Here is a 23,518-nt window from a genome sequence, read left to right as displayed (position 1 = left end):
TCACAGCCCGGCCGCCCGCGCCTTCTCGTACACCTCCGCGGCGACGTCCTTGAGCTCCCGGGCGTCCCGCACGGTGCTCTGCACGTCGATCAGGATCTCCTCCAGGCCGATCTCGGCGTGCGCGAGGAGATCCTCGACGATCTGGTCGGCGCTGCCCTGGAACGGGTGCCGGTCGGCGCCGTCGTGGGCCTTGGCCGAGTAGCGCGCGTTGACCCTGAGGACCGTCTGGATCGGCTGCCGGCGGCCCCGCTCGGCGGCCAGGTCCTGCAAGGCGTGCCACTGGCCGGCCACTTGCCCGGCGCCCATGCCGATCGGCAGCCAGCCGTCGGCGTGTTCGACGAGCCGCTCGCGCGCCTTGTGGGTGCTCGCGGCCAGCAGGATCGGGATCGGCCGGGCGGGCTTGGGCCCGACGACGGCCGAGTCGATGTGTGTGATCCGGCCGTGGTGGCGCACCGGGTCCGGGCCCCACACCGCCCGGCAGACGTCGATCACCTCGTCCAGCACCAGCCCGCGCTCCTTGATCGGGCGGATGCCCGAGGCCGCGTACTCGTCCAGGGACCAGCCGGTGCCGAAGCCGGCGATCACCCGGCCGCCACTGGCTGCGTCCAGCGAGGCGAGCGTCCTGGCGAGCTGGAACGGCACATGCAGCGGCGCGACCAGCACACTGCTGCCCAGCCGGACCCGCTCGGTGGCCGCCGCGGCCAGCGTGAGGGCCACCAGCGGGTCGGCCACATGGCGGTAGGAGTCCGGCCAGGGCAGGCCCTCGATGCCGTACAGCCCCTGGGTGGCGGGCTCGGGGAACAGCGCCCGTTCGTACACCCACACGCTGTCGTAGCCGATGTGCTCCGCGGTGCGTGCCACGTCGGGCACGTCCTTGCCGAGGTCGTACTGCCGATTCTGCGGAAGCCCGAGTCCCAGACGGGTCGCCATGGCGGTGTGCTCCTTCGTGATCGTCAGTGTCCAACGGTCAACGTACAGTGATCACACCGGAGTTCCGGGAAGCCGCCGGCGAATGTCCGGATCAGTCCGGCAGCGGGGTGAGCATCATGCGCCCGGCGAAGCCGACCGCCGCGTCCAGCCGCTGGGTGAACTCCTCGGCCACGTCCGGCAGCCGGCGCAGCGCCCACAGCGCCCGCGCCGCCGACCAGGTGGCGTCCCTGGCCCGCTCCAGGCTCCACGCGCCGAGCAGATGGGTGAGCGGGTCGGCGATCTGGAGAAGGTCGGGGCCCGGCATCAGGTCCTCGCGGACGCGCTCCTCCAGCGAGACGAGCAGGTCGCCCACGCGGTCGAACTCGTCCTCCAGTTCGGCCGGTTCGCACCGCAGCGTCCGGCAGGCGTCCACCACGGCGAGTGCCAGATCGTGCCCGATGTGCGCGTTGATGCCCGCGAGGGCGAACTGCAGCGGCCGTACGCCGGGATGCCGGCGCAGCTGCAGCAGCGGCCGCCAGCAGGCGGGCGGCCGCCGCTCCTCTCCGGTCGGCTCCACGGCGGCGAGGTACCGCTCCGCGAAGCGCACGTCCAGCGTGGCCGCGGCCCGCGGGTCCGCGAACCGCCCGGCCGCCAGCCGATGGTCGACCGCCTCGGTGACGGCCAGATAGACGCGGTTGAAGACCGCGACACCGTCCCGCTCCGGCAGCGCGGCGTCCAGCGCGCGCATCCGGTCGGCGACGGTGGCCACCGCGTGGACCGCGTTCCTCGTGTCCACCGCGGCCACGGCATCCGCCGTGCCCGGGCGACGGGCGAGTTGTGCCGATTGCCCCATGGAGGCAGCGTCCCAGGCCGGACCCGGCCCGCGCACCGACGGGCCCGACGCTTCGCCGGAACGGGCGAACGCTGCCGTCGCGCGGGCCGGGCGCGGATCTGGGCGACAGGGCCGGGTGCGGGGTGCCTACGACGGCCGGGCGCGCTCGGTGTCCGCCTGCCCCGGTTCGTCGTACGACGAGGTGCCCTCGTCCAGCAGTGGCTCCTGGCTCTTGAGGTGGGCGGGGGCGAAGGCGCGCAGCGCGTGGTAGCCGGTGATGACGACCAGGGTGCCGGGCGCGATGCCGCTGAGGGAGAAGTCGCTGGTGAACTTCATGCTGACGTTGCCGACGCCGATGATGATGCCCGCCGCGGCCGGCACCAGGTTCAGCGGGTTGCGCAGGTCGGCCCCGGCGTTGGTCCGGATCTGCGCGCCGAGCAGGCCGATCATGCCGTACAGGATGACGGTGATGCCGCCGAGGACGCCGCCCGGGATCGCCGCCACGATCGCGCCGGACTTGGGGCAGATGCCGAACAGCAGCGCGAAGCCGGCGGCGGCCCAGTAGGCGGCGGTGGAGTAGACGCGGGTCGCGGCCATCACGCCGATGTTCTCGGAGCAGGTGGTGTTGGGCGGGCCGCCCACGGCCGTCGACAGCATGGAGGCCACGCCGTCGGCGGAGATCGCGGTGCCCAGTCTGTCGTCCAGTGGGTCGCCGGTCATCTCGCCGACCGCCTTCACGTGCCCGGCGTTCTCCGCGACCAGCGCGATGACGACGGGCAGCGCGACCAGGATCGCCGACCACTGGAAGGACGGCCCCTGGAACGAGGGCAGGCCGATCCAGTCGGCCTTGCCGACGCGGTTCACGTAACCGATCGGAGTGCTTGACGAGTGGGCGAGCCCGGGCGGCCGTGATCCTGGTGGCCGCGGCGACGGCTTCCGCGGCGGCGGGTTCCTGAGCGTCCGCTTAGGATGGGGTCGACCCACCGTCTCCGCCGTACGTCCAGGAGCCCCGCCGTGACCGCCGAAGCACCCGTCGCCCCCGCCCTGTCGCACGGCCGGCTGATCCCCGTCGCCGTCCACTTCGACGACCTGGACGCGCTCGGGCTGCTGCACAACGCCCGCTACCCGCTGATGGTCGAACGGGCCTGGACCGAGCTGTGGCGGGAGCACGGCTTCCACTTCGAGGGCGACTGGGCGGCCGCCGGTGACGCCTGCAACGCGGTAAAGGAGCTGCGGATCACCCACGAGGCCCCGGTGACCCGGCCGGGCGAGTACGCCGTGCACCTGTGGCTGGAACGGCTCGGCACCACCGGGCTGACGTACGGCTTCCGCTTCTGCTCGGCCGACGGCGCGGTGACGTACGCGCACGGCACCCGGGTCCTGGTCCGTCTGGATGCGGCGACCCTGCGGCCCGCGCCGTGGAGCGAGCGGTTCAGGGGCGCGGGCCGGGAACTGCTGCGGCCGGCGGACTGACCTTCGGGCGGTCCCGGTCGCCCGCCCGCAGGACGCCCGCGAAGGCGACGAGGCCGCACGCCAGCAGCGTCACCAGGCCGAACGACACCACCAGGCTGGTCGCCTGGGCCAGGCCGCCGATCGCGCTCGGCGCGACCAGTCCGGAGGTGTACGTGATGGTCGCCACGCCGGCGATGGCCTGGCTGGGGTTCGGCCCGCTGCGGCCCGCCGCCGCGAAGCACAGCGGCACGACGACCGCGATGCCCAGCCCCATCAGCGCGAACCCCGTCATCGCCACCGCCGGATGGCCCGCCACGACGATGAGCAGGCCACCGAGGACGGCGAGGACGCCGCTCGCCCGCACCGTGCGCACCGAGCCGAACCGGTCCACCACCTTGTCGCCCGCGATCCGGGCGACGGCCATGGTGAGGGTGAAGCCCGTGGTGCACGCGGCCGCGAGTCCGGCGGAGGTCTCCAGCTGGTGCCGCAGGTACACCGCGGACCAGTCCAGGCTCGCCCCCTCCGCGAACACCGCGCAGAACCCGATCGCGCCGATCAGCAGCGCCGACTTCGGCGGCAGCGCGAACCGCGGCGGCGGCTCCTCGTCCTCGGCGGGTTGCAGGTCGAGGACCCAGGTGCAGGCGACCAGACCCAGCACGGTCAGCACGGCGGCCGCCAGGGCGTGGTGCAGCCGGGCGTCCGAGCCGAGGTGCGCGGCGAGGGTGCCGGCCGCCGAGCCGGTCAGGGCACCCGCGCTCCACATGCCGTGCAGGCCGGACATGATCGAGCGGCCGAGCCGGTTCTCGATCTCCACGCCGAGGGCGTTCATCGCGACGTCCGCCATGCCGGCCGAGGCGCCGAAGACGAACAGGGCCGCGCAGAGCGCGAGGAGGCCGGGCGCGAGGGCGGGCAGAACCAGGGAGGCGGTCCACAGGGCGAGCAGACCGCGCAGCGCGGCGCGGGCCCCGAAACGGTGACTGATGCCGCCCGCGAGCGGCATCGCTACGGACGCGCCGAGCGCGGGGAAGGCCAGGGCGAGCCCGAGCTGGCCCGCGCCGACCGAGGCGTGGTCCTGGATCCACGGCACCCGGGTCGCGAACGAACCGGTGACGGCGCCGTGCACGGCGAAGACGGCCGCCACGGCGTAGCGGGCGCGCCGCACCTCGCGCTGCTCGTAGACCACTGCGCTCATTGTCCGGCCCCTCCCGGGCTGAGTGTCGCAGGCTGCGCCCTCGTGGCCACTCGGACCGACCGTGCCGATCAGCGCCGATCAGCGCCGATCAGCGCCGACGTAAACTATCAGGGACCCTTCCTGATGGATAGGGGATATACGGCCGCCCGCGGTGCGGCCCCGCAGATCTGGGAGGATTCCCGGCATGCCCGCATCCCCGAGCACCGCCCGGGCCATCAACGACCGGCTCGCCCTGCGGCTGCTGCAGCGGGAGGGGCCGCTGACGGCAGGGCAGCTGAAGCAGCTCACCGGCCTGTCCCGACCGACGGTGGCCGACCTCGTCGAGCGTCTGACGGTCTCCGGCCTGATCACCGTGGTCGGCGAGTCCGGTGAGCAGCGGCGGGGCCCGAACGCGCGGTTGTACGGCATCGTCGCCGACCGCGCCCACCTGGCCGCCCTCGATGTACGCACCGAGGGCGTCGCCGTGACCGTCTCCGACCTGCTCGGCCGGGAGCTGGCCGGGGCCTGGGTGCCGATCGGCGGGGACACCGGGACCGGGCCCGCGGTGGAGCAGGCGGTCGCGCTGGTGGAGCGGGTGGCGAAGGAGGCGGGGGCGGTGGACGTGTCCCCGCGCGAGTTCGGCCGGGCCCGGGGGAGTCTGCACACGGTCGGCATCGGCGCACCGGGTCTGATCGACCCGGTCACGGGTGAGCTGCGGGACTCCACGGGACTGCCCGAGTGGCACCGCCGGCTGGTGGCCGCGCTGCAGGAGAGACTGCCGCACGCCCGTGTGATCGTCGAGAACGAGACCAACCTCGCGGCACTCGCCGAGCAGCGTGAAGGGGCCGCCCGGGGACGGGACACGTTCGTCCTGCTGTGGCTCGGGCACGGCACGGGCGCGGCGGTGGTGCTGGACGGCGCGCTGCGCCGCGGGGCCTCCGGCGGCACGGGCGAGATCGGCTTCCTTCCGGTGCCGGGCACGAGGGCCCTGCCCTCGGCGACGGACTGTGCGGGCGGCTTCCACTCGCTGGCGGGGGCGGCGGCGGTGGTGGGGCTGGCGGGGGAACACGGGCTGCCGGGGGAGCGGCTGGAGCGGGAGCCGGCCGCCGCGGAACTGGTACGAGCGGCGGTGATCGCGGAGGCGTCCCGGGCGGGTGGCATCCCACCGGACGTCTCCCCGGCGGGTGGCATCCCGCCGGAGGACGCCCCGACGGGTGGCAGCCCGGCCGCACGCTTCCTCGACGCCCTCGCCGATCGCGTCGCACTCGGGGTCGCGTCGGTCGTGGCCGTCCTGGACCCGGGGTGCGTGGTCCTGGGCGGCGAGGTGGGGCAGGCCGGCGGGGACGCCCTCGCCGCGCGCGTGGGGCAGCGGATCGGGAGGATGTCCCCGCTGCCCACGGAGGTGCGGGCGAGCTCTCTGGGCGGCGGGGCGGTGCTGCGCGGGGCCCTGTTGACGGCCCGCGACCGGGCCCAGGACGAGCTCTTCGCACCATCCGGTCCACCCACCCAGCGGTCCCGGCCGGTCATCGGCTGACCGCCCTCGGGGCTCCGCCCCGGTTCCGGCGGTGGCGGCGCCCCTGCCACCCGGCCCCGCCGGGCAGCCCTCCCCCCGTCCCCGCCCCCGCCCCGACCCCTGTCCCGGTCCCCTACGCCCTCACCCCTGTCGGCCGCCCCCGAAGCGGCTCGTCAGGTACTCCTCGAAGGTCCGCTTTCCCACCGCCCGGGCCGGAGCGAGGTGGCCGCCCTCCCGGAAGCCCCGGTAGGCGCGCCCGGCGAGCGGGATGCGCAGGACCGGGCGTCGCCGTCCTGTCGCCTTCAGGTGGGCGCGGGCCAGGGAGTCGAGGGTGCGGATCTCGGGGCCGCCCATGTCCGGTACCCGGCCTGCCGGTGGGGCCAGGGCCAACTCGGCCAGGCGGGCTGCGACTTCGGCCACCTCGACCGGCTGGTCTCGCACCCCGGCGGGAAGCAGCACCACCGGCGGCTTGGCCAACGCCTCGAACAGCGTTGCCAGTAGATCGTGGAACTGGGTCGCGCGCAGCACGGTCCAGCCGAGCCCCGACTCACCGATCAGCTTCTCCACCGCGAGCTTGGACTCGTAGTAGCCGAACGGCACCCGGTCGACGCCCACGATGGAGATGTACACCAGATGGCCCACCCCGGCCCTGCGCGCCGCCGCGATCAGATGCGCGGCGGCCTCCTCGTCGCCACCGCGCGGTGAACTCGCGCAGTGCACGATCGTGTCCACGCCCGCGACGGCCGCGTCCAGACCGGGGCCGCCCTCGCGCAGGTCGACGGCGTACGGCAGGGTGTGCCGGCTGAGCACCCGCACCTCGTGCCCGTCCGCGCGCAGCCGCTCGACGACGAGCCGGCCGAGTGTTCCGGTGCCGCCGGTCACCAGGATGGTGGTCATGCTGTTCAGTCCCTTCGGACGTCGGTGCTCCCGGACGGAGCGCCCTTCGCCAGCTGAGACCGGACAGCCTCCGCCGATGTGACAGGCGGCGGCCACGGACGTGTCAGCTGGCGCCGTACGAAGTCCAGCTTGTCCGGGTTCACCACCACCCGCACCTGCGCCACCCGGCCCTCGCGCAGCTCGAGGGCGACCACCCCGGCCAGCGTGTCGCCCGCCCACGCGGCCAGCGCGCCCTCCCCGTTGACCTCGAGCACCGTGTAGTGCAGGCCCGCCGCGAACCGCTCGGCCCCGCCCACCAGCAGGCGGACGACCTTCTCGCGCCCCTCGACCGGCCGCCGGGCCGCGCTGACCCTGCCGCCACCGTCGCTCCACCAGGTGACGTCGGCGGTGAGGAGCTTCTCCAGGCCGGCCAGGTCGCCCTCGCGGGCCGCCGTGAGGAACGACGTGACCAGCCGCTCCCGCTGCTGCGGGGACGGCTGGAAGCGTGCGCCGGGTTCTCCCACCCGCCGCACCGCACGGCGGTACAGCTGACGGCAGTTGGCCTCGGTCAGGTCCAGGATCCCGGCGATCTCACGGTGTCCGTAGGCGAACGCCTCCCGCAGCACGTAGACCGCCCGCTCGGCCGGACTGAGCCGCTCCAGCAGCACCAGCACGGCCATCGACACGGAGTCCCGCTGCTCGGCCGACTCCAGAGGGCCGAGCGTGCCGTCCGAGGTGACCACCGGCTCGGGCAGCCAGGGCCCGACGTAGCTCTCGCGCCGGACCCGCGCCGACGTCAGCCGGTTCAGACAAAGATTGGTGACGACCTTGGCGAGCCAGGCGGCCGGGTGCTCGACGGCCGTGCGGTCGGCGCCGCGGTAGCGCAGATACGCGTCCTGGACCGTGTCCTCGGCCTCGTCGGCGGACCCGAGCATCCGGTAGGCCAGCCCGAAGAGCCGCGGCCGGTGCTGCTCGAACTCCTCGTCGATCGTCATGGGTTCACCCTGTCAGAACGGAACCCGGGCTTGGTCCGTACCTGTTGACCGTCGTGGTCTAGTCCTCTTAGGGTTCTGGGCGTGGGCGGCTCCCGCGCAGGCCGGTCCGGCGGCGGTGACGACGGCCCTTGCCCGCCGCCGGACCTCCAGCCGCGCAGCCCGAGGAGTCCGGCCGGTCGTGCACCCGGAAGGGGTTGGCGATGCACTCTGTGAGCGAGCCCACACCGATCGTCCGTATGGACGTCGATCGGGCGTGGCACACTGGCCCTGTACCAGTAGCAGCGCACTCCGGGGTCGGTGAAAGTCCGAACCGGCGGTTACAGTCCGCGACCCGGTCGCTTCCAGCGGCCGGTTGACCAGGTGAAATTCCTGGACCGACGGTTAAAGTCCGGATGGGAGGCAGTGCGCGGCGAGCGAGCACACGCATGTGTGCGCCGCCGTCTCTGGGCTCGCCCCTCACGGGCGGGTCCCGTCCGGCGTCGCCCCGGATGTCCTCGCTCGTACACTCTGTCGTCATCGGCAGCCCCGGAGTCCGTGCCCGAAGAGGCAGGAGGACCCGGGAAGTGTTCACCGGAATCGTCGAAGAGCTGGGCGAGGTCACCGCCGTCGAAAACCTCGGCGACGCCGCCCGCTTCCGGCTCCGCGGCCCCGTCGTGACCGAGGGCGCGCAGCACGGCGACTCCATCGCCGTGAACGGGGTCTGTCTCACCGTCGTCGAGCACGAGGGCGACGAGTTCACCGCCGACGTCATGGCGGAGACCCTCAAGCGCTCCAGCCTCGGCGTCCTCGCGGCCGGTTCCCGCGTCAACCTCGAACGCCCCACCGCCGTCGGCGCCCGCCTGGGCGGCCACATCGTGCAGGGACACGTCGACGGCACCGGCACGGTCCTGCAGCGCACGCCCTCCGAGCACTGGGAGATCGTCAGGATCTCCCTCCCGGCGGACCTCGCGCGCTACGTCGTCGAGAAGGGCTCCATCACCGTCGACGGCATCAGCCTCACCGTCGTCGAGGCGGGCCCCGACCACTTCACCGTCAGCCTCATCCCCACCACCCTCGCCCTGACCACCCTCGGTCTGAAGCAGCCCGGCGACCCGGTCAACCTCGAGGTGGACGTCGTCGCCAAGTACGTCGAGCGGCTGCTCGGCGACCGCACGCGGGGAGCGGCCGAGTGAACTGGCTCAACTCCGAGGCGTTCGCGCTTCTCGGCCAGCCCATCAAGTGGTCGGACATGATCGGCAACGTCATCGGCCTGATCGCCCTCGCGTTCGGCTGGCGCCGCTCCCTGTGGAGCTGGCCCACCCAGTTCCTCTCCGGCCTGATCCTCTTCGCCGCCTTCGCCACCGCGCACCTCTCCGGCAGCGCCGGCAAGCAGGTCGTCGTCATGGCCGTCGCCGGGTACGGCTGGTGGCAGTGGAGCCGCGGCAGGGGCCGGGCGGAGGACGGCCACATCGCCGTGCGCTTCGCCACCTGGCGCGAGCGGGCGGTGCTGCTCGGCGCAGCGGCCGTCGGCACGGTCGCGGTCGCCGCCCTCTTCAAGGCCCACCCGTCGCTGTCCTGGGACCCCTGGCCCGACGCCTACATCTTCGTCGGCACCATCGTCGCGATGTACGCCCAGGCGCGCGGCATGGTCGAGTTCTGGTTCGCCTGGCTGCTCGTCGACGTCGTCGGCGTGCCGCTCAACTTCGCCAACGGCTTCGCCTTCTCCGGTTTCGTCTACGTCATCTACGGCGCACTCGTCCTGTGGGGCATGCGCGACTGGTGGCTGCGCTCCCGCCGGACCGCGCGGCCCGTCATGGAAGGAGCGCCCGCATGAGTGCGGCCCCGATCCTCTACAGCACGGACAACATCGAGGACTTCGCGCTCGACCCGATCGAGCAGGCGGTCGCCGACATCGCCGCCGGCCGCCCGGTCGTGGTCGTCGACGACGAGGACCGCGAGAACGAGGGCGACCTCGTCATCGCCGCCGAGAAGGCGACCCCCGAGATCGTCGCCTTCATGATGAGCGAGTGCCGGGGCCTGATCTGCGCCCCCATGGAGGGCGAGGAGCTGGACCGGCTGCGCCTCCCGCAGATGGTCGAGGACAACACCGAGTCGATGAAGACCGCCTTCACGGTCTCCGTGGACGCCTCAGCCGCGCACGGCGTCACCACCGGGATCTCCGCCGCCGACCGGGCGACCACGCTCCAGCTGCTCGCCGGCGGTACAGCCGAGCCCACCGACCTCGTCCGCCCCGGCCATGTCTTCCCGCTGCGCGCCAGGTCCGGCGGGGTGCTCGTGCGCAACGGCCACACCGAGGCCGCCGTCGACCTCGCCCGGCTCGCGGGGCTGCGCCCGGCCGGCGCGATCGTCGAGATCGCCGGCGAGGACGGCCGGATGCTCCGGCTGCCCGAGCTGATGGTCTTCGCCCGCAAGCACGGCCTGACGATCATCTCCATCGAGGACCTGATCGCCTACCGCCGCTCCCCCGAGCTCTCCGAGCCCACCGTGCGCCGCGAGGCCGAGGTCCACCTGCCCACCGCGCACGGCGCCTTCACGGCCTACGGCTACCGCTCCACCGTCGACGGCGTCGAGCACGTCGCCCTCGTGCACGGCGAACTCGGCGAGGGCGAGGACGTCCTGGTACGGGTCCACTCCGAGTGCCTGACCGGCGACGTCTTTTCCTCGCTGCGCTGCGACTGCGGTCCCCAGCTGGACGCCTCCCTGGAGCGCATCCAGGAGGAAGGCAGGGGCGTGGTGGTGTACCTGCGCGGCCACGAGGGGCGCGGCATCGGGCTGATGTCCAAGCTGCGGGCCTACGAGCTCCAGGAGCGCGGCCGCGACACCCTCGACGCCAACCTGGAACTCGGCCTGCCCGCCGACGCCCGCGACTACGGCGCCGGCGCGCAGATACTGCAGGACCTCGGGGTCAGGAGCGTCCGCCTGATGACCAACAACCCCGACAAGACCGACGCGCTGCTGCGCCACGGCCTGAAGGTCACCGGCCGGGAGCCGATGCCCGTCCAGGCCGGCGAGCACAACCTCCGCTACCTGCGCACCAAGCGGGACCGGATGGGGCACGACCTGCCCTGGCTGGACACCACCGCCGTGTCCACCTGCGGCAACCAGTAAGCACGAAAGCACTGAGGAGACACGTGAGCGGCAAGGGTGCACCGGAACTGTCCGTCCGGAACGTCGGGGACCTCAGGGTCGCCGTCATCGCGGCGCAGTGGCACGAGCAGGTGATGGACGGACTGGTCAACGGCGCCCTGCGCGCTCTGCACGAGCTGGGGATCGACGAGCCGACCCTGCTCAGGGTTCCCGGCAGCTTCGAGCTCCCGGTGGTGGCGAAGGTGCTCGCGGGCCGCGGCTATGACGCCATCGTCGCCCTCGGCGTGGTCATCCGCGGCGGCACCCCGCACTTCGACTACGTCTGCCAGGGCGTCACCCAGGGCCTGACCCGGGTTTCGGTCGAGACCGGCGTCCCCGTCGGCTTCGGCGTGCTCACCTGCGACACCGAGGAGCAGGCCCTGGACCGGGCCGGCCTGGAGGGCTCCAACGAGGACAAGGGGCACGAGGCGGTCACCGCCGCGGTGGCGACCGCGGCGACACTGCGTTCAGTATCCGAACCCTGGCGGTGAGGAGTCGCCCGGAGCGCGTAGGGTTGGGACCACCATGTCCAAGAAGACGTTCGAGGAGCTCTTCACCGAGCTCCAGCACAAGGCCGCCCACGGCGATCCCGCCACCTCCCGCACCGCCGAGCTGGTCGGCAAGGGGGTCCATGCCATCGGCAAGAAGGTCGTCGAAGAGGCCGCCGAGGTCTGGATGGCCGCCGAGTACGAGGGCAAGGAGGCGGCCGCCGAGGAGATCTCGCAGCTGCTGTACCACGTCCAGGTGATGATGGTCGCCCGCGGCATCTCCCTGGACGACGTCTACGCCCACCTCTGAGCACCAGCACCCCCGTCACCGTACGCCCGAACAAAGGAAGCCGACCTCATGCTGCGCATCGCCGTCCCCAACAAGGGTTCACTCTCCGGCCCTGCGGCGGACATGCTGCATGAGGCCGGCTACCTGCAGCGGCGGGAGTCCAAGGAGCTCCGCATCGTCGACCCGGAGAACGAGGTCGAGTTCTTCTACCTCCGCCCCCGCGACATCGCGATCTACGTCTCCTCCGGCCGCCTCGACATCGGCATCACCGGCCGCGACCTGCTCATCGACTCCGGCGCCAACGCCGAGGAGATCCTCCCGCTCGGCTTCGCCCGCTCCACCTTCCGCTACGCCACCAAGCCCGGCACCGCGAACGGCGTCGCGGACCTCGGCGGCATGACGGTCGCCACCTCCTACGAGGGCATCGTCGCCAAGCACCTCGCCGACAACGGCGTCGACGCCTCCGTCGTCCACCTCGACGGCGCCGTCGAGACCGCCATCGAGCTCGGTGTCGCGGAGGTCATCGCCGACGTCGTCGAGACCGGCACCTCGCTGCGCAACGCCGGCCTGGATGTCATCGGCGAGCCGATCATGAAGTCCGAGGCGGTCGTGATCCGCCGCACCGGCGCGGACGCGGAGGAGCCCAAGGTCCAGCAGTTCCTGCGCCGCCTCCAGGGCGTCCTGGTGGCCCGGACGTACGTGATGATGGACTACGACTGCCGGGTCGAGCAGCTGGAGAAGGCCGTCGCGCTGACCCCGGGCCTGGAGTCCCCGACCGTCTCCCCGCTGCACAACGAGGGCTGGGTCGCCGTCCGTGCCATGGTCCCGGCCAAGGAGGCCCAGCGGATCATGGACGACCTGTACTCCATCGGCGCGCGGGCCATCCTGACCACGGCCATCCACGCCTGCCGTCTGTAAGGGGCACCGAGAGATGTCCGACCTGCCCGAGCTTCCCGTCACGTTCCGGCCGGCCCGCACCCGTGTGGTTCTGCTCACGGCCGCGGTGGCCATCTTCGTGGTCATCGTCACCGTCGCGATGCAGCTGGAGCAGCTCAACCCCGGCGAGCGCGTGAGCTTCGTCTTCACGGCGGCCCTGCTCTCCGGGGTGCTGCTCGTGCTCTCCCGGCCGAAGGTGGTCGCCGACGAATCCGGCGTCACCGTCGTCAACATCGCCGGCAAACGCCATCTGGAGTGGGCGGAGATCCTCCAGGTGAACCTGCGTCCCGGCGACCCGTGGGTCTTCCTGAACCTCAGCGACGGCACCAGCCTGCCCGCGCTCGGCATCCAGCCGGGCATCGCCAGGCAGCGCGCCGTCGCCGACGCCCGAACCCTGCGGGCGCTCGTCGAGGCCCGCTCCATCCGGGATCCGCAGCGGTCCCCGGGTGAACCTCAGGGCTGACTCTGTGGCGTCCACCCTGCCGCAGTCGCCGATGTCTTGATTAATCTGGTGGCGGAGGCCTTCGCTGCGCCTCCGCCCCTGAGCTCCGACCGGCGCCAGGGGTTCCTGCTACCCGAGGAGTGACACCCCCCGGCGATGGACGGATCGTCCTGCAGTACCTGCGCCGCCCCCTGCCGACATAGCGCGGACCGCCCGAGCGCGGTGCGTGCGAACGCGGAGGCGGCGGCATCATGACCATCCCCCTGCTGCTCCTCGGAGCGGCCTTCCTGCTGATCCTCGCCAACGGCTTCTTCGTCGCGGCAGAGTTCGGCCTGGTCACCGTCGAACGCCCGGACGCCGAGCAGGCGGCCGCCGACGGCGACAAACGGGCCCGTACGGTCGTGCAGTCGCTGGGCGAGCTGTCCTTCCAGCTCTCCGGCACCCAGCTCGGCATCACCATCACCTCCCTCGTCGTCGGCATGCTCGCCGAACCGGCGCTGGCCGAGCTGCTGCGCGGCCCCTTCGCCGCGGCCGGCGTCCCCGAGGGCGCCGTCTCCGGCGTCGCCGTGGTCGTCGGCATGCTGCTCGCCTCGGCCGTCCAGATGGTGATCGGCGAGCTCGTACCCAAGAACTGGGCGGTGTCCCGGCCCCTGCAGGTCGCGCGCTTCGTCGCTGGCCCGCAGCACGTCTTCTCGCGCCTGTTCCGGCCGGTGATCGCCGCGCTGAACACGGTGGCCAACCGCCTGGTGCGCGCACTGGGAGTGGAGCCCGCCGAGGAGCTGGCCTCCGCCCGCACCCCCGGCGAACTGGTCTCGCTGGCCCGTCACTCCGCGCGGGCCGGCGCCCTGGAACAGGACACGGCCGACCTCTTCGTGCGCACCCTGTCGCTGGGCGACCTGACCGCGCAGCACGTCATGACCCCGCGCGTGAAGGTCAGCGCCCTGCAGTCCTCCGCCACCGCCGAGGACGTGGTCAACCTGACCCGCGCCACCGGCCTGTCCCGCTTCCCCGTGTACCACGAGCGGATCGACGAGGTCGTCGGCATGGTCCACCTCAAGGACGCCCTGGCCGTCCCGGCGCAGGACCGGCTGCGCACCCCCGTCGGCCGCATCGCCCGCCCGGCGCTGCTCGTGCCCGAGACCCTGCCCGTGCAGCCGCTGCTGGCCCAGCTGCGCAGCGAGCAGCCCATCGCGGTCGTCGTCGACGAGTACGGCGGCACCGCGGGCGTGGTCACCCTGGAGGACATCGTCGAGGAACTCGTCGGCGAGGTCCGCGACGAGCACGACGCCAAGGACGTGCCCGAGCTCGCCCCCGCTCCGCCGGAGGACGGCCGTCCCGCCTGGGACGCCGACGGCAGCTGCCGTGTCGACCTGCTCAAGCGCATCGGCCTCGACGTGCCCGAAGGCCCCTACGAGACCGTCGCCGGACTCGTCGCCGACCTGCTCGGCCGTATCCCGGCCCCCGGCGACAGGGCGGAGCTGCCCGGCTGGCGGCTGTCCGTGCGCCAGGTCGGGCACTACCGTGCGGAGCGCGTCCGCCTGGTCCGGACGGCCCCCGTCAAGGACGTCGTCGCCGGCGCCGTGGAGGCCGCCCGATGAACGTGCTCCAACTGGTCTTCGCCGCGCTGCTGGTGCTGGCCAACGGCTTCTTCGTCGGCGCCGAGTTCGCGCTCGTCTCCGTCCGCCGCAGCCAGATCGAACCCCTGCGCACCGCGCGGGCCCGCCAGGTGCTCCACGGCCTCGAGCGGCTGCCGCAGATGATGGCCGCCGCCCAGTTCGGCATCACCGTCTGCTCGCTGACCCTCGGCGCCGTCGCCGAACCCACGGTGGCCCATCTGCTGGAGCCGGTCTTCACATGGATGCGCCTGCCCGACGGCATGGTGCATCCCCTCGGCTATGTGATCGCGCTCGCGGCCGTGGTCTTCTTCCACCTCGTCATCGGCGAGATGGTGCCGAAGAACCTCGCGATGGCCGCGCCCGAGAAGGCCGCGCTGTGGCTCGGCCCCGGCCTGGTCGCCTTCGCCCGCCTGTGCCGGCCCATCACCGTGGCTCTCGGGGCCTGCGCCAAGGGAATCCTGCGGCTGTTCCGCGTCGAGCCCAAGGACGAGGTCGAGGCCGCCTTCACCAGCGAGCAGCTCAACCGGCTGGTGGAGGACTCCGGCCAGGCGGGACTGCTGGACCCCGAGGAGCAGGAGCGGCTGGAGGACGCGCTGGAGCTCGGCTCCCGTCCGGTCACCGACGTCCTGCTCAGGCGCGAGGCGCTGGTGACCGTCGACCCGTCCGTCACCCCGGGCGAGATCGTCGCGCTCACCGCCCGAACGGGTTACTCGCGCTTCCCGGTCGCCGCCGGGAACGGCGCCTTCATGGGCTATCTGCACGTCAAGGACGTCCTCGACCTGGAGGACTCCGACGGGGCCGTGCCGCAGAGGATATGGCGGCCGATGACCACGCTGCGGTCCGAGCTGCCGCTGGACGACGCCCTGACCGTCATGCGGCGGGCCGCCACACACCTGGCCCAGGTGGCCGACGCCTCCGGCCGGGTGCTGGGTCTGGTGGCCCTGGAGGACGTACTGGAACTGCTGGTCGGCGAGGTACGCGATCCGGCCCACCGGGTGGCGCGGGAAGTGCGCCTGACCGAGCCGCGCGCGAGCGGGGAGCCGGACCAGGTGCTGGCGACGTAGCCGCGCGGCGCGGAGCCGCCACGCATGCGCACGGGTCCGCCACGCATGCGCACGAGCCGTCACGCATGCGCACGGGCCGCGGGATCCGTCAGAGTGCCGACGGATCCTGCGGGCCCCGCCCGGACAGGACCTCCCCGTACGCCTGCATCAGATCCGGCAGCCGCAGCGTCGCCAGATCGTCCCGGGACAGCGTGCCGGGGTACGTGGACAGCCGCAGATCCCGGTAGGCGCAGCTCTTCTCGTACAGCGTCCGCAGGAACCGCCCGTTGCCGAGCTCGTCGATCCACCCCTGGTCCACCACGTGCCCGGCGATGGAGCGCAGCTCGTCGATGGCCTCGTCGTCCCACTGGTCACCGTTCTCGGCGGCGAGCACCTTGCCGATCTCGGTGAGCTCCAGGGGGCGGTACGACGGGAAGTCCACGCGGGTCGTGAAGCGGGAGGACAACCCGGGGTTGGCGGCCAGCAGGCGGTCCATGCCCTCCGGATAGCCGGCGAGTATCACCACGAGGTGGTCCCGGTTGTCCTCCGCCCGTTTCAGCAGGACCTGCAACGCCTCGTCGCCGTACGCGTCGCCCTTGCCGTACCCGGAGTTGGACAGGGAATAGGCCTCGTCGACGAAGAGGACCCCGCCGATCGCGGAGTCGATGAGTTCGTTGGCCTTGACGGCGGTCTGGCCCAGATACTCGCCGACCAGGTCGGCCCGCTGGGCCTCCACCAGATGGTCGCCGCCGAGCAGACCGAGGGCGTAGAAGACACGGCCGAGGATCCGGGCGACCGTGGTCTTGCCGGTGCCGGAGGGCCCGGAGAAGACGAAGTGGCGCTTGGGCGGCTGCACGGGCAGTCCCTGCCCGGCGCGCAGCCGGGCCATGTTCAACTGCGCGGACAACGCCTTGACCTGCCGTTTGACCGGTTCCAGGCCGACCATGCGCTCGAGCTCGGCGAGCGCCTCCTCGAGCAACGCGGGATCGGTGGGGCCGGACGGCAGCGGCCCAGTGGCGACCGTGGTCCGCTCGCGCACCGCGGGATCGCCCACCGAGGGGAGGGGACCGGAGGCCGGCAGATCCGGTTCGCCGAGCTTCAGGTCACGGCCCTCGGTGCCGAAGAGCGGGTCCAGGATGTCCGGGCCGTCCACGGTGTCCTGCCCCAGACCGGTGAGCGTGATCGCGGCGAGGTCGGCCGCGTCGTCGTATCCGTCGCCCTCGGCGATCGCCGCGAGCCGCGCCGAGGTGTCCATGAAGGCCGGGTCCACCCGGTGCACCGCCCGGTACAGGGGGAGCGCGGCGGCGCTGCGCCCGGTGCCTTCGTGCGCCCTGGCCAGCCAGTACCTGAGCTCCTTGCGCTGCGGCTGCTCGCTGCGGCAGCGCATCAGCGCGGCCGACAGCAGCGGTTCGGCCTGCCCGTACATCTCCAGCCGGACCCGGGCCATGCCGCCGAACAGCCCTGCCTCGATGCCCAGCATCGGGTCGTCGAGCAGCGGGTCGGTGTGCCGGACCAGCTGTTCCCAGTCCTTGACGAGGTAGGCGCGGCAGGCGTGCAGAAAGCGGACCTGGGCGTCGGCGTCGACCGGCGGAAGCCCGGCCAGCGCCCGGTCCAGCTCGGGCACGTGGCGCCCGTCCAGCCAGTGCGAGGCGTGCGCGAGCAGCAGGTCGCGGGGGTTCTCCAGTACGGGCTGCACCCACCAGCCCAGCCAGTACCAGGAGTTGAGGGTGCGGCGGTGCCGGGCGCGCTGTTCGCCGAAGCGGTCGCGGTGCCGGAACATTCTGAGCAGCGCGGTCGTCGTGTCGACGCGCAGCGCGTGCAGCCCGAGCCAGCCGTCGGCCATTCCGGGGTCCATCCGCACCGCGGCCCGGAACTCCTCCTCGGCCTGCGGGTACGCGCCCATGGTGTAGGCGTCCACGCCTCGCAGCCAGGCGAGGTCGGCCGGGGCCTCGGGACCCTGCGTGCCGAAGTCCATCAAGTCCCCCACAAACCGTGCCCCCGTAGGTCCGCCGCCGGACGGTCGCCCGGCGGCTTCCTCTGGTCGAACCGCTGTGCCGCGGACCGGAGTTGCAGGTGCGCGAAGCAGCCGTTCGAAGGTCGCACCGAGGGCATCGTACCTGCGGGGCCGCCGCCCGCCGAAGGGTGCCGCACAGGCCGTTTCTCGAGGTGGGGGTGGTGAGGCAAGATCGCGCACGGTCACGTAGGGTGATCGGATGGTGTCGCGCAGCGCCTGTGAAATGGGGTGAAGACAGAACGAAGCCCCCGATCACGGGGGAACAATCGGGGGCTTCGCGTCCGAAGGCGGTCGGCAGTGACCGCACATTGAGAACGTAAGACCTGTACGGCCCCCCGGTCAAGCCGAGTTGAAGCAGTCAGGCCAAGTTGCCCCCGCGGGGATCTTCAGGAGCTCACCACATTGGCGACGGGTCGTCACGTTGGGTGACATTCTGGTCCGGTCCAACCGTCCCAGCAGGCCCGGACAACACCTCGTATCCCTCTGGCAACTGCCGTACCAGAAGATCGGCGAAGGGCCGGGAAGGGTCCTCGGTGAAGTGCCGGCGTTCCCCCTCGACCCATCCGTCCCAGAACTCCCGCTGCTCCTCCCCGTCCCGTGACCGCCCCCGCGCCCAGGCCGCCGTGTGCGGCAACTCCATCCACAGCAGCAGGGCCAGGTGCGGGCGCAGCGCGCGGCGGCCCGCCCCCACGCCCTCGATGAGGATCACCGGCGCCGGGGGCAGTGCGCGGGCGCCGCCGAAGCGGCGGGTGCGCCAGTCGTAGGGGGAGTAGTGCGCCGTCGCGCCGCGGGTGAGCGGCTCGATCACCTCGGTCAGCAGCCGCCCGTCCCAGGTGAACGGCTCCTGGTGGCTGGCGATGTCGTCCAGGTGCAGGACGGGGGCGCCGTCCAGCGCCTCGGCCAACTGTCCGGCGAACGTGGACTTTCCGGAGCCCGCGTGTCCGTCGATCCCGACCAGGCGGACCGGGCCGCAGGAGGGTTCGAGGCGGCGGAGACGGGCGGCGAGGGCGTGAATGGCGGTTCCCGGAGTCTGCGTGCTGGGCTGGTGGCATATTTCGCGGGAACATTCTAGTGGCCGTCCGGTCCGGTGGTGTTCGGTGGCCCCTGAATTAGTGCGGTATTGAACTACCGGGTGAGTGTGCGTCAGGCTCCGCCGATATACGCGCGAATCCGCAGGCGGACATATCGAAATCGGCGTTCCGGTTGTCCCCGGTGCTGAGTAAAGTGCCTGGTGTTCACTTGTGAGACGTCGTACGGCACGGACAGGGGGAAGATGGCCGCCGGGTTATTCGAGGGGCAGTACGTCTGGCACCCGGCGGCAGACGACCGCGTGCTCGCGAGCGTGTGCGTCGACGTCCGGGCCGGCCGCCATGTGAGCGCCCGGGACGCCCTTGCCGAGACGCGCGGCGACTTCGGGCTGCGGGCCCACCGTTCCCTGGTGCTGGCCTCGGAGGCCGCCGACTCCGACCTCGCCGAACGCTGGCTGGCCGAGGAGCCGACCGCGGAGGCAGGGCTGATGTGGGCGCGGGTGGCGGTGCTCAGGGCACTGCGCGCGGCCGACGCCCGGGATGCGCGGACGGAGGCGCTGGAGCGGATAGCGCTGTCCGCCTGCGAACGGGCCTCGGCCATGGACCCGGCCGACCCGACGCCCTGGGTCGCCAAGCTCGCCATGGCCCGGCTGCACCGGCTGCGCGACCCGGCGCCGCAGGGGCTGCTGACCGCCCCGCCAGGGCCCTGGCTGCTGTTCGCGCACATCCTCTCCCTGGACCCCCTGCACCGCGAGGCCCACCACCGCTTCCTGGCCTTCTTCTTCACCCGGTACGGCGGCTCGGTCAACGCGGCCTGGGACGTGGCCGCCTTCCTGAGCCAGCGGGCGCCCGCCGACTCCGCGCTGCGGCTGCTGCCGCTCGTCGCGCTGGTGGAGAGCTACAACCCCACGCAACTGCTCGCCGACCGGGTCTGGGAGCAGCCCCAGTGGCGCTCGACCGCGCTCGCGATCTACCAGAACTGGCTGCCCACGGTGGCCGGTTACCGCTTCACGCCGGTGCTCGACCTGGCCTACCTGGCTCATGCGCTCGTCCTGGCCAAGCGGGAGTTCGAGGCCCGCGCGGTCCTCACGGCCATGGGGCCATACGCCTCACGGATGCCCTGGTGCGTCTTCGGCGACCCCGTCGAGCAGCTCACCCGGGCCCGGCGCGCGTGCGGCCTGCCCGTGCCCCAGTCCCCGTGATTCCTCGCCCGACCCCCCACCGAGAGAAAGGCCGACCAGTGCCCGAACGGATAGGAGCCCCGCACGCCGGTGCCGGCGCACCCCACGGATCGCGGGGAGCACACAGCGCCCGCGGGGCCCGCGGCAAGGCGGACCCGAGCGCGCTCGACGACGACGCGACGCTGCACGCGATGGGCTATCCGAGAAAACTCACCCGGCGTTTCCAGGCGTTCGACAATTTCGCGATCTCATTCACCATCATCAATATCATCTCGGGTATTTTCTCGTCCTTCGGATTCGGTATGAACGCGGGCGGTCCCCGTGTTCTCGTGTTCGGCTGGATCGGCGTCTCCGTCATGGTGCTGTTCGTCGGGGCGGCCATGGCGGAAGTCGCCTCCGCATATCCGACGAGCGGGGCCCTGTATTTCTCGGCCGGGAAACTCGCCAAACGGCACAAGGGAGCCTGGTCCTGGTTCACCGGCTGGCTGAACTTCGTCGGCCAGGTCGGCGGCACCGCCGCCACCGGTTACGCGGCCGCCACCTTCATCCAGGCGTTCGTCGCCCTCCAGTGGCCGTCCTACCGGCCGACCGCCCACCAGACGGTGCTGATCACCGCACTGATCATCGTGCTCCAGGGACTGGCCAACACCTACACGGTCCAGTTGGTCGCCGTCCTGAACCGGATCTCCGTATGGTGGCTGATGATCGGCCTCGTGGTGATCGTGACCGCTCTCGTGACCGTTCCCGATCAGCACCGCTCGGCGTCCTTCGTCACGCATTTCGCGAACAACACCGGTTTCACGAACGGACTTTACGGCGGCATGCTCGGCCTGCTGGTCACCAGCTGGACCTTCACCGGCTTCGACGGCAGCTTCCACATGTCCGAGGAAACGGTCCGGGCGACCGTCAACGCGCCCAAGGGCATCACCCGGTCGATCGGCTATTCGGCCGTCACCGGTCTGATCCTCATGCTCGCGCTCGTGTACAGCATTCGCGACTACGACCGCGTGGCCGGCTCGGACGCACCGCCCGTGCAGATCCTCATCGACGCCCTGGGCCTGGGCACCGCGAAGGCGCTGCTGCTGATCGTCATCGGGGCCATGCTCTTCTGCGGCCTGGCCAACCTGACCAGCAACACCCGGCAGATCTTCGCCTTCTCCCGGGACGGAGCCATGCCCGGCTCCCGCTGGTGGCACTCGGTCTCCCCGCGCACCCGCACTCCCGTCAAGGCAGTCTGGCTGGCGGTCGCCTGCTCGCTCGCCCTCGTGCTGCCCGGCTGGTGGTCGCACACGGCCTTCACCGCCATCGTCAGCGTCAACGTCGTCGGCCTCTTCCTCGCCTACGCCGTGCCGATCCTGCTCCGGCTGCGGCTCGGCGAGGAGTTCCAGCCCGGCCCCTGGCACCTGGGCCGCTGGGGCTGCCCGATCGGCGTGGTGGCCGTGACGTGGATCGTGCTCAGCAGCGTGCTGTTCATGCTGCCCCAGGCCTCCCCGATCACCGTCGACTCCTTCAACTACGCCCCCATCGCCCTCGCCGTCGTCCTGTTCATCGCCACGTTGTGGTGGTTCACCAGCGCCCGCCGCCACTTCCAGGGCCCGGTCAGCTACGGCCGCCCGGACGAGATCGCGGCGATGGACCTCATCTGACCACCCACCGGACGGCGGGAGCGGGCACCCCGGGGGACCCGCACCCGCCGGACGGCGGGAGTGGGGCCGGCACCGCCCGAAGGCGCGGGTGTCTGCACGGACGCGCAGGTCATGCCAGTGGTGGAGACCAATATTGGTGGGCGTGGCGTCGTGCAAGATGCTGGCCGCGGCCCGTCGCCGCGGTCATAGTGGGCGCACAGCCGTGCACGGACCCGCCACCCGCCCCGACTCGGACACCTGGGGGTCTCCCACCCATGAGCAGAGCCGAACAACCGTCCCGCAGATCCGTCCTGGCCGCCACGGTGGCCGCCGCCGTGGCAGGCGGCGCGACTCCGGCGGCCGCTGCCGCAACCACCGCCGAACAGACCTCGGACACCGGCGCCGTGACGAGCTCTACCCGCCCCGTCGACTACCGGGCCTGGACCACGTACACCGACTGGCGCAGCGGCACCTCCCACGGCACCAGCCCGGTCGCGGGCCCGCGCCCCGGCGTCGAGATCGCCGCCCCCGCGGGCACCACCGACTACACCGACCCGCACACCGGCACCACCGCCACCTGGGAGTACGCGACCTGGACCTCCCCGGTCCACCGGCTCCCCGTGCCCGCCACCGAGGCGGTCGCCTCCTGGAACGCGCAGACCCCGGCCGGCACCTGGCTCCAGGTCGAGCTGCGGGGCACGTACTCCGACGGCACGGACACCCCCTGGTACGTGATGGGCCGCTGGGCGGCCGGCGACCAGGACATCAAGCGGACCTCCGTCGACGGCCAGAGCGACGGCAGGAGCAGCATCGGGACGGACACCTTCGCCGTCGACGCCCCGGCCTCCGGACTGCGCCTGGCCTCCTACCGGCTGCGACTCACCCTCTACCGCAGGCCCGGCACCAAGCTCACCCCCACCGTCTGGCGGCTCGGCGGCATGGGGTCCGACGTCCCCGACCGTTTCACCGTCCCCGCCTCCACGCCCGGCCCGGCCGGGGAACTCGTCGTCCCGCGCTACTCGCAGGAGATCCACGCCGGCCAGTACCCCGAGTACGACAACGGCGGCGAGGCCTGGTGCAGCCCCACCTCCTCGCAGATGATCGTCGAGTACTGGGGCGGCCGGCTCACCCCCGGTGAACTGTCCTGGGTCGACCCGTCCTACGCCGACCCGCAGGTCTGCCACGCGGCCCGGTACACGTACGACTACCAGTACGCAGGGTGCGGCAACTGGCCGTTCAACGCCGCCTACGCGGCCACCTTCAAGGGCCTGCAGGGCGTGGTCACCCGGCTCGGTTCGCTCACCGACCTCCAGACGCTGATCGCCTCCGGCGTCCCGGCCATGACGTCCCAGTCCTTCCTCAAGTCCGAGCTGACCGGAGCCGGTTACGGCACCTCCGGCCACCTGATGACCGTCATCGGGTTCACCGCCGCGGGAGATGTGATCGCCAACGACCCGGCCTCGCCCACCGACGAGGCGGTCCGGCGCGTCTACCGGCGCCGGGAGTTCGAGAACATCTGGCTCAGGACCAAGCGGTACAACGCCTCCGGCAAGGTCGTCTCCGGCACGGGCGGCGTCTGCTACCTGTACTTCCCGGCCCACCCCACGGCCCGCCAGTGCCAGGCGCTCGCCGAGGTCGGTGTGCGCTGACCGCACTCCTGCGCCGCCGCGAAGGCCCCGGAGCCCGGGGCCTTCCCTGTGACCAACGTCTCCGCCGTGCGGTCCGCAGCGGTGGCAAGGTGGGACATCAGGGGCGGGGGAGTACACCCAGCACGTCCGACCACTGTGAGAGACCATGACCGCGCACTCAGCCACCGCCGCCCGCGTCCGCACCGGCGGCCCCAAGGACGACGGCCCCAAGACCCTCGAGCACGTCCTCGGCTGGACCCTCGTCGTGGTGATCGCGATGCTCGTCACCCAGCTCGGCCTGATGTGAGCCGACCGGTCCCCGACCTGCCATACTGCGGTTGTCCGACCGCCAGT

At 72.2% G+C, this 23,518-nt stretch carries 22 protein-coding genes, 1 pseudogene and 1 riboswitch; of the genes and pseudogenes, 15 read left to right on the top strand and 8 right to left on the bottom strand.

Annotated elements, in window-relative coordinates; all coding sequences use genetic code 11:
• From ACH4UM_RS10145 to ACH4UM_RS10135, 3 genes and pseudogenes are all read right to left on the bottom strand, one after another.
• Complete coding sequence (locus ACH4UM_RS10145) at positions 1-930, bottom strand: TIGR03619 family F420-dependent LLM class oxidoreductase (protein WP_398176071.1); 930 nt, start codon at positions 928-930, stop codon at positions 1-3.
• A gap of 91 nt (positions 931-1,021) precedes the next feature.
• Complete coding sequence (locus tag ACH4UM_RS10140; protein WP_398176714.1) at positions 1,022-1,657, bottom strand: DUF5995 family protein; 636 nt, start codon at positions 1,655-1,657, stop codon at positions 1,022-1,024.
• A 231-nt stretch (positions 1,658-1,888) separates the two neighbouring features.
• Positions 1,889-2,596: pseudogene (locus tag ACH4UM_RS10135) on the bottom strand (uracil-xanthine permease family protein); the annotation flags it as partial.
• Between the two features lie 159 nt (positions 2,597-2,755).
• Here ACH4UM_RS10135 and ACH4UM_RS10130 point away from each other — a divergent pair.
• On the top strand, positions 2,756-3,214 hold the full coding sequence (locus tag ACH4UM_RS10130; protein ID WP_398176069.1) for an acyl-CoA thioesterase: 459 nt from the start codon (positions 2,756-2,758) through the stop codon (positions 3,212-3,214).
• On the opposite strand, the gene ACH4UM_RS10125 is transcribed toward ACH4UM_RS10130, so the two are convergent.
• Positions 3,174-4,385 (bottom strand): MFS transporter, encoded by a 1,212-nt coding sequence (locus ACH4UM_RS10125; protein ID WP_398176067.1) that lies wholly within the window; start codon positions 4,383-4,385, stop codon positions 3,174-3,176. The genes ACH4UM_RS10130 and ACH4UM_RS10125 overlap by 41 nt on opposite strands.
• 184 nt (positions 4,386-4,569) lie before the next feature.
• On the opposite strand from ACH4UM_RS10125, the gene ACH4UM_RS10120 reads away from it, so the two are divergent.
• The gene (locus ACH4UM_RS10120; protein ID WP_398176065.1) at positions 4,570-5,898 is read left to right on the top strand and encodes an ROK family transcriptional regulator; all 1,329 of its coding nucleotides are present in this window, start codon (positions 4,570-4,572) and stop codon (positions 5,896-5,898) included.
• Between the two features lie 120 nt (positions 5,899-6,018).
• Here the strand turns inward: ACH4UM_RS10120 and ACH4UM_RS10115 are convergent, their stop codons facing one another.
• A complete protein-coding gene (locus ACH4UM_RS10115; RefSeq protein ID WP_398176063.1) occupies positions 6,019-6,774 on the bottom strand; it encodes an SDR family oxidoreductase in 756 nt (251 codons plus the stop codon).
• Positions 6,775-6,779: 5 nt separating this feature from the next.
• Positions 6,780-7,748, bottom strand: coding sequence for an RNA polymerase sigma-70 factor (locus ACH4UM_RS10110; protein WP_398176061.1), 969 nt, complete (start codon positions 7,746-7,748; stop codon positions 6,780-6,782).
• Between the two features lie 279 nt (positions 7,749-8,027).
• Positions 8,028-8,158, top strand: a riboswitch (FMN riboswitch).
• A gap of 153 nt (positions 8,159-8,311) precedes the next feature.
• Here ACH4UM_RS10110 and ACH4UM_RS10105 point away from each other — a divergent pair.
• The 9 genes from ACH4UM_RS10105 (at position 8,312) to ACH4UM_RS10065 (ending at position 15,709) form a co-directional block, all read left to right on the top strand.
• Positions 8,312-8,920 carry a riboflavin synthase gene (locus ACH4UM_RS10105; protein WP_398176059.1) on the top strand — a complete coding sequence of 203 codons (609 nt, stop codon included), beginning with the start codon at positions 8,312-8,314 and terminating at the stop codon, positions 8,918-8,920.
• On the top strand, positions 8,917-9,561 hold the full coding sequence (gene pnuC, locus ACH4UM_RS10100; RefSeq protein ID WP_398176057.1) for a nicotinamide riboside transporter PnuC: 645 nt from the start codon (positions 8,917-8,919) through the stop codon (positions 9,559-9,561). The genes ACH4UM_RS10105 and pnuC overlap by 4 nt, the downstream gene beginning before the upstream one ends.
• Positions 9,558-10,856, top strand: a complete 1,299-nt coding sequence (locus ACH4UM_RS10095; RefSeq protein WP_398176055.1) for a bifunctional 3,4-dihydroxy-2-butanone-4-phosphate synthase/GTP cyclohydrolase II — start codon at positions 9,558-9,560, stop codon at positions 10,854-10,856. The genes pnuC and ACH4UM_RS10095 overlap by 4 nt, the downstream gene beginning before the upstream one ends.
• 23 nt (positions 10,857-10,879) lie before the next feature.
• Complete coding sequence (gene ribH / locus ACH4UM_RS10090; RefSeq protein ID WP_398176053.1) at positions 10,880-11,365, top strand: 6,7-dimethyl-8-ribityllumazine synthase; 486 nt, start codon at positions 10,880-10,882, stop codon at positions 11,363-11,365.
• 34 nt (positions 11,366-11,399) lie between these two features.
• Positions 11,400-11,672 carry a phosphoribosyl-ATP diphosphatase gene (locus ACH4UM_RS10085; protein WP_007491392.1) on the top strand — a complete coding sequence of 91 codons (273 nt, stop codon included), beginning with the start codon at positions 11,400-11,402 and terminating at the stop codon, positions 11,670-11,672.
• A gap of 48 nt (positions 11,673-11,720) precedes the next feature.
• Positions 11,721-12,569 carry an ATP phosphoribosyltransferase gene (gene hisG, locus ACH4UM_RS10080; protein WP_398176051.1) on the top strand — a complete coding sequence of 283 codons (849 nt, stop codon included), beginning with the start codon at positions 11,721-11,723 and terminating at the stop codon, positions 12,567-12,569.
• Between the two features lie 13 nt (positions 12,570-12,582).
• On the top strand, positions 12,583-13,050 hold the full coding sequence (locus ACH4UM_RS10075) for a PH domain-containing protein (RefSeq protein ID WP_398176049.1): 468 nt from the start codon (positions 12,583-12,585) through the stop codon (positions 13,048-13,050).
• Positions 13,051-13,280: 230 nt separating this feature from the next.
• Positions 13,281-14,627 carry a hemolysin family protein gene (locus tag ACH4UM_RS10070; protein WP_398176047.1) on the top strand — a complete coding sequence of 449 codons (1,347 nt, stop codon included), beginning with the start codon at positions 13,281-13,283 and terminating at the stop codon, positions 14,625-14,627.
• Positions 14,624-15,709, top strand: a complete 1,086-nt coding sequence (locus tag ACH4UM_RS10065; protein WP_398176045.1) for a hemolysin family protein — start codon at positions 14,624-14,626, stop codon at positions 15,707-15,709. The genes ACH4UM_RS10070 and ACH4UM_RS10065 overlap by 4 nt, the downstream gene beginning before the upstream one ends.
• Before the next feature lie 88 nt (positions 15,710-15,797).
• Here the strand turns inward: ACH4UM_RS10065 and ACH4UM_RS10060 are convergent, their stop codons facing one another.
• The gene (locus ACH4UM_RS10060) at positions 15,798-17,663 is read right to left on the bottom strand and encodes an AAA family ATPase (RefSeq protein WP_398176043.1); all 1,866 of its coding nucleotides are present in this window, start codon (positions 17,661-17,663) and stop codon (positions 15,798-15,800) included.
• A 433-nt stretch (positions 17,664-18,096) separates the two neighbouring features.
• Positions 18,097-18,717, bottom strand: coding sequence for a uridine kinase (locus ACH4UM_RS10055; RefSeq protein ID WP_398176712.1), 621 nt, complete (start codon positions 18,715-18,717; stop codon positions 18,097-18,099).
• Positions 18,718-18,975: 258 nt separating this feature from the next.
• Here ACH4UM_RS10055 and ACH4UM_RS10050 point away from each other — a divergent pair, with 258 nt between their 5' ends.
• From ACH4UM_RS10050 to ACH4UM_RS10035, 4 genes are all read left to right on the top strand, one after another.
• The gene (locus ACH4UM_RS10050; RefSeq protein WP_398176041.1) at positions 18,976-19,932 is read left to right on the top strand and encodes a hypothetical protein; all 957 of its coding nucleotides are present in this window, start codon (positions 18,976-18,978) and stop codon (positions 19,930-19,932) included.
• A gap of 170 nt (positions 19,933-20,102) precedes the next feature.
• Positions 20,103-21,557, top strand: coding sequence for an amino acid permease (locus ACH4UM_RS10045; protein WP_398176710.1), 1,455 nt, complete (start codon positions 20,103-20,105; stop codon positions 21,555-21,557).
• A gap of 254 nt (positions 21,558-21,811) precedes the next feature.
• Entirely contained in the window at positions 21,812-23,185 is a 1,374-nt protein-coding gene (locus ACH4UM_RS10040; protein ID WP_398176039.1) for a peptidase C39 family protein, read from the top strand.
• Between the two features lie 145 nt (positions 23,186-23,330).
• Entirely contained in the window at positions 23,331-23,471 is a 141-nt protein-coding gene (locus ACH4UM_RS10035) for an SCO1431 family membrane protein (protein ID WP_398176037.1), read from the top strand.
• The last annotated feature ends 47 nt before the right edge of the window (positions 23,472-23,518 follow it).

Origin of the sequence: Streptomyces sp. NPDC020801, from assembly GCF_044334385.1 — a bacterium.
Lineage (GTDB): Bacteria > Actinomycetota > Actinomycetes > Streptomycetales > Streptomycetaceae > Streptomyces.
The sequence above is the reverse complement of the archived record's forward strand: the minus strand, read 5'-3'. Positions and strand labels throughout refer to the sequence as shown.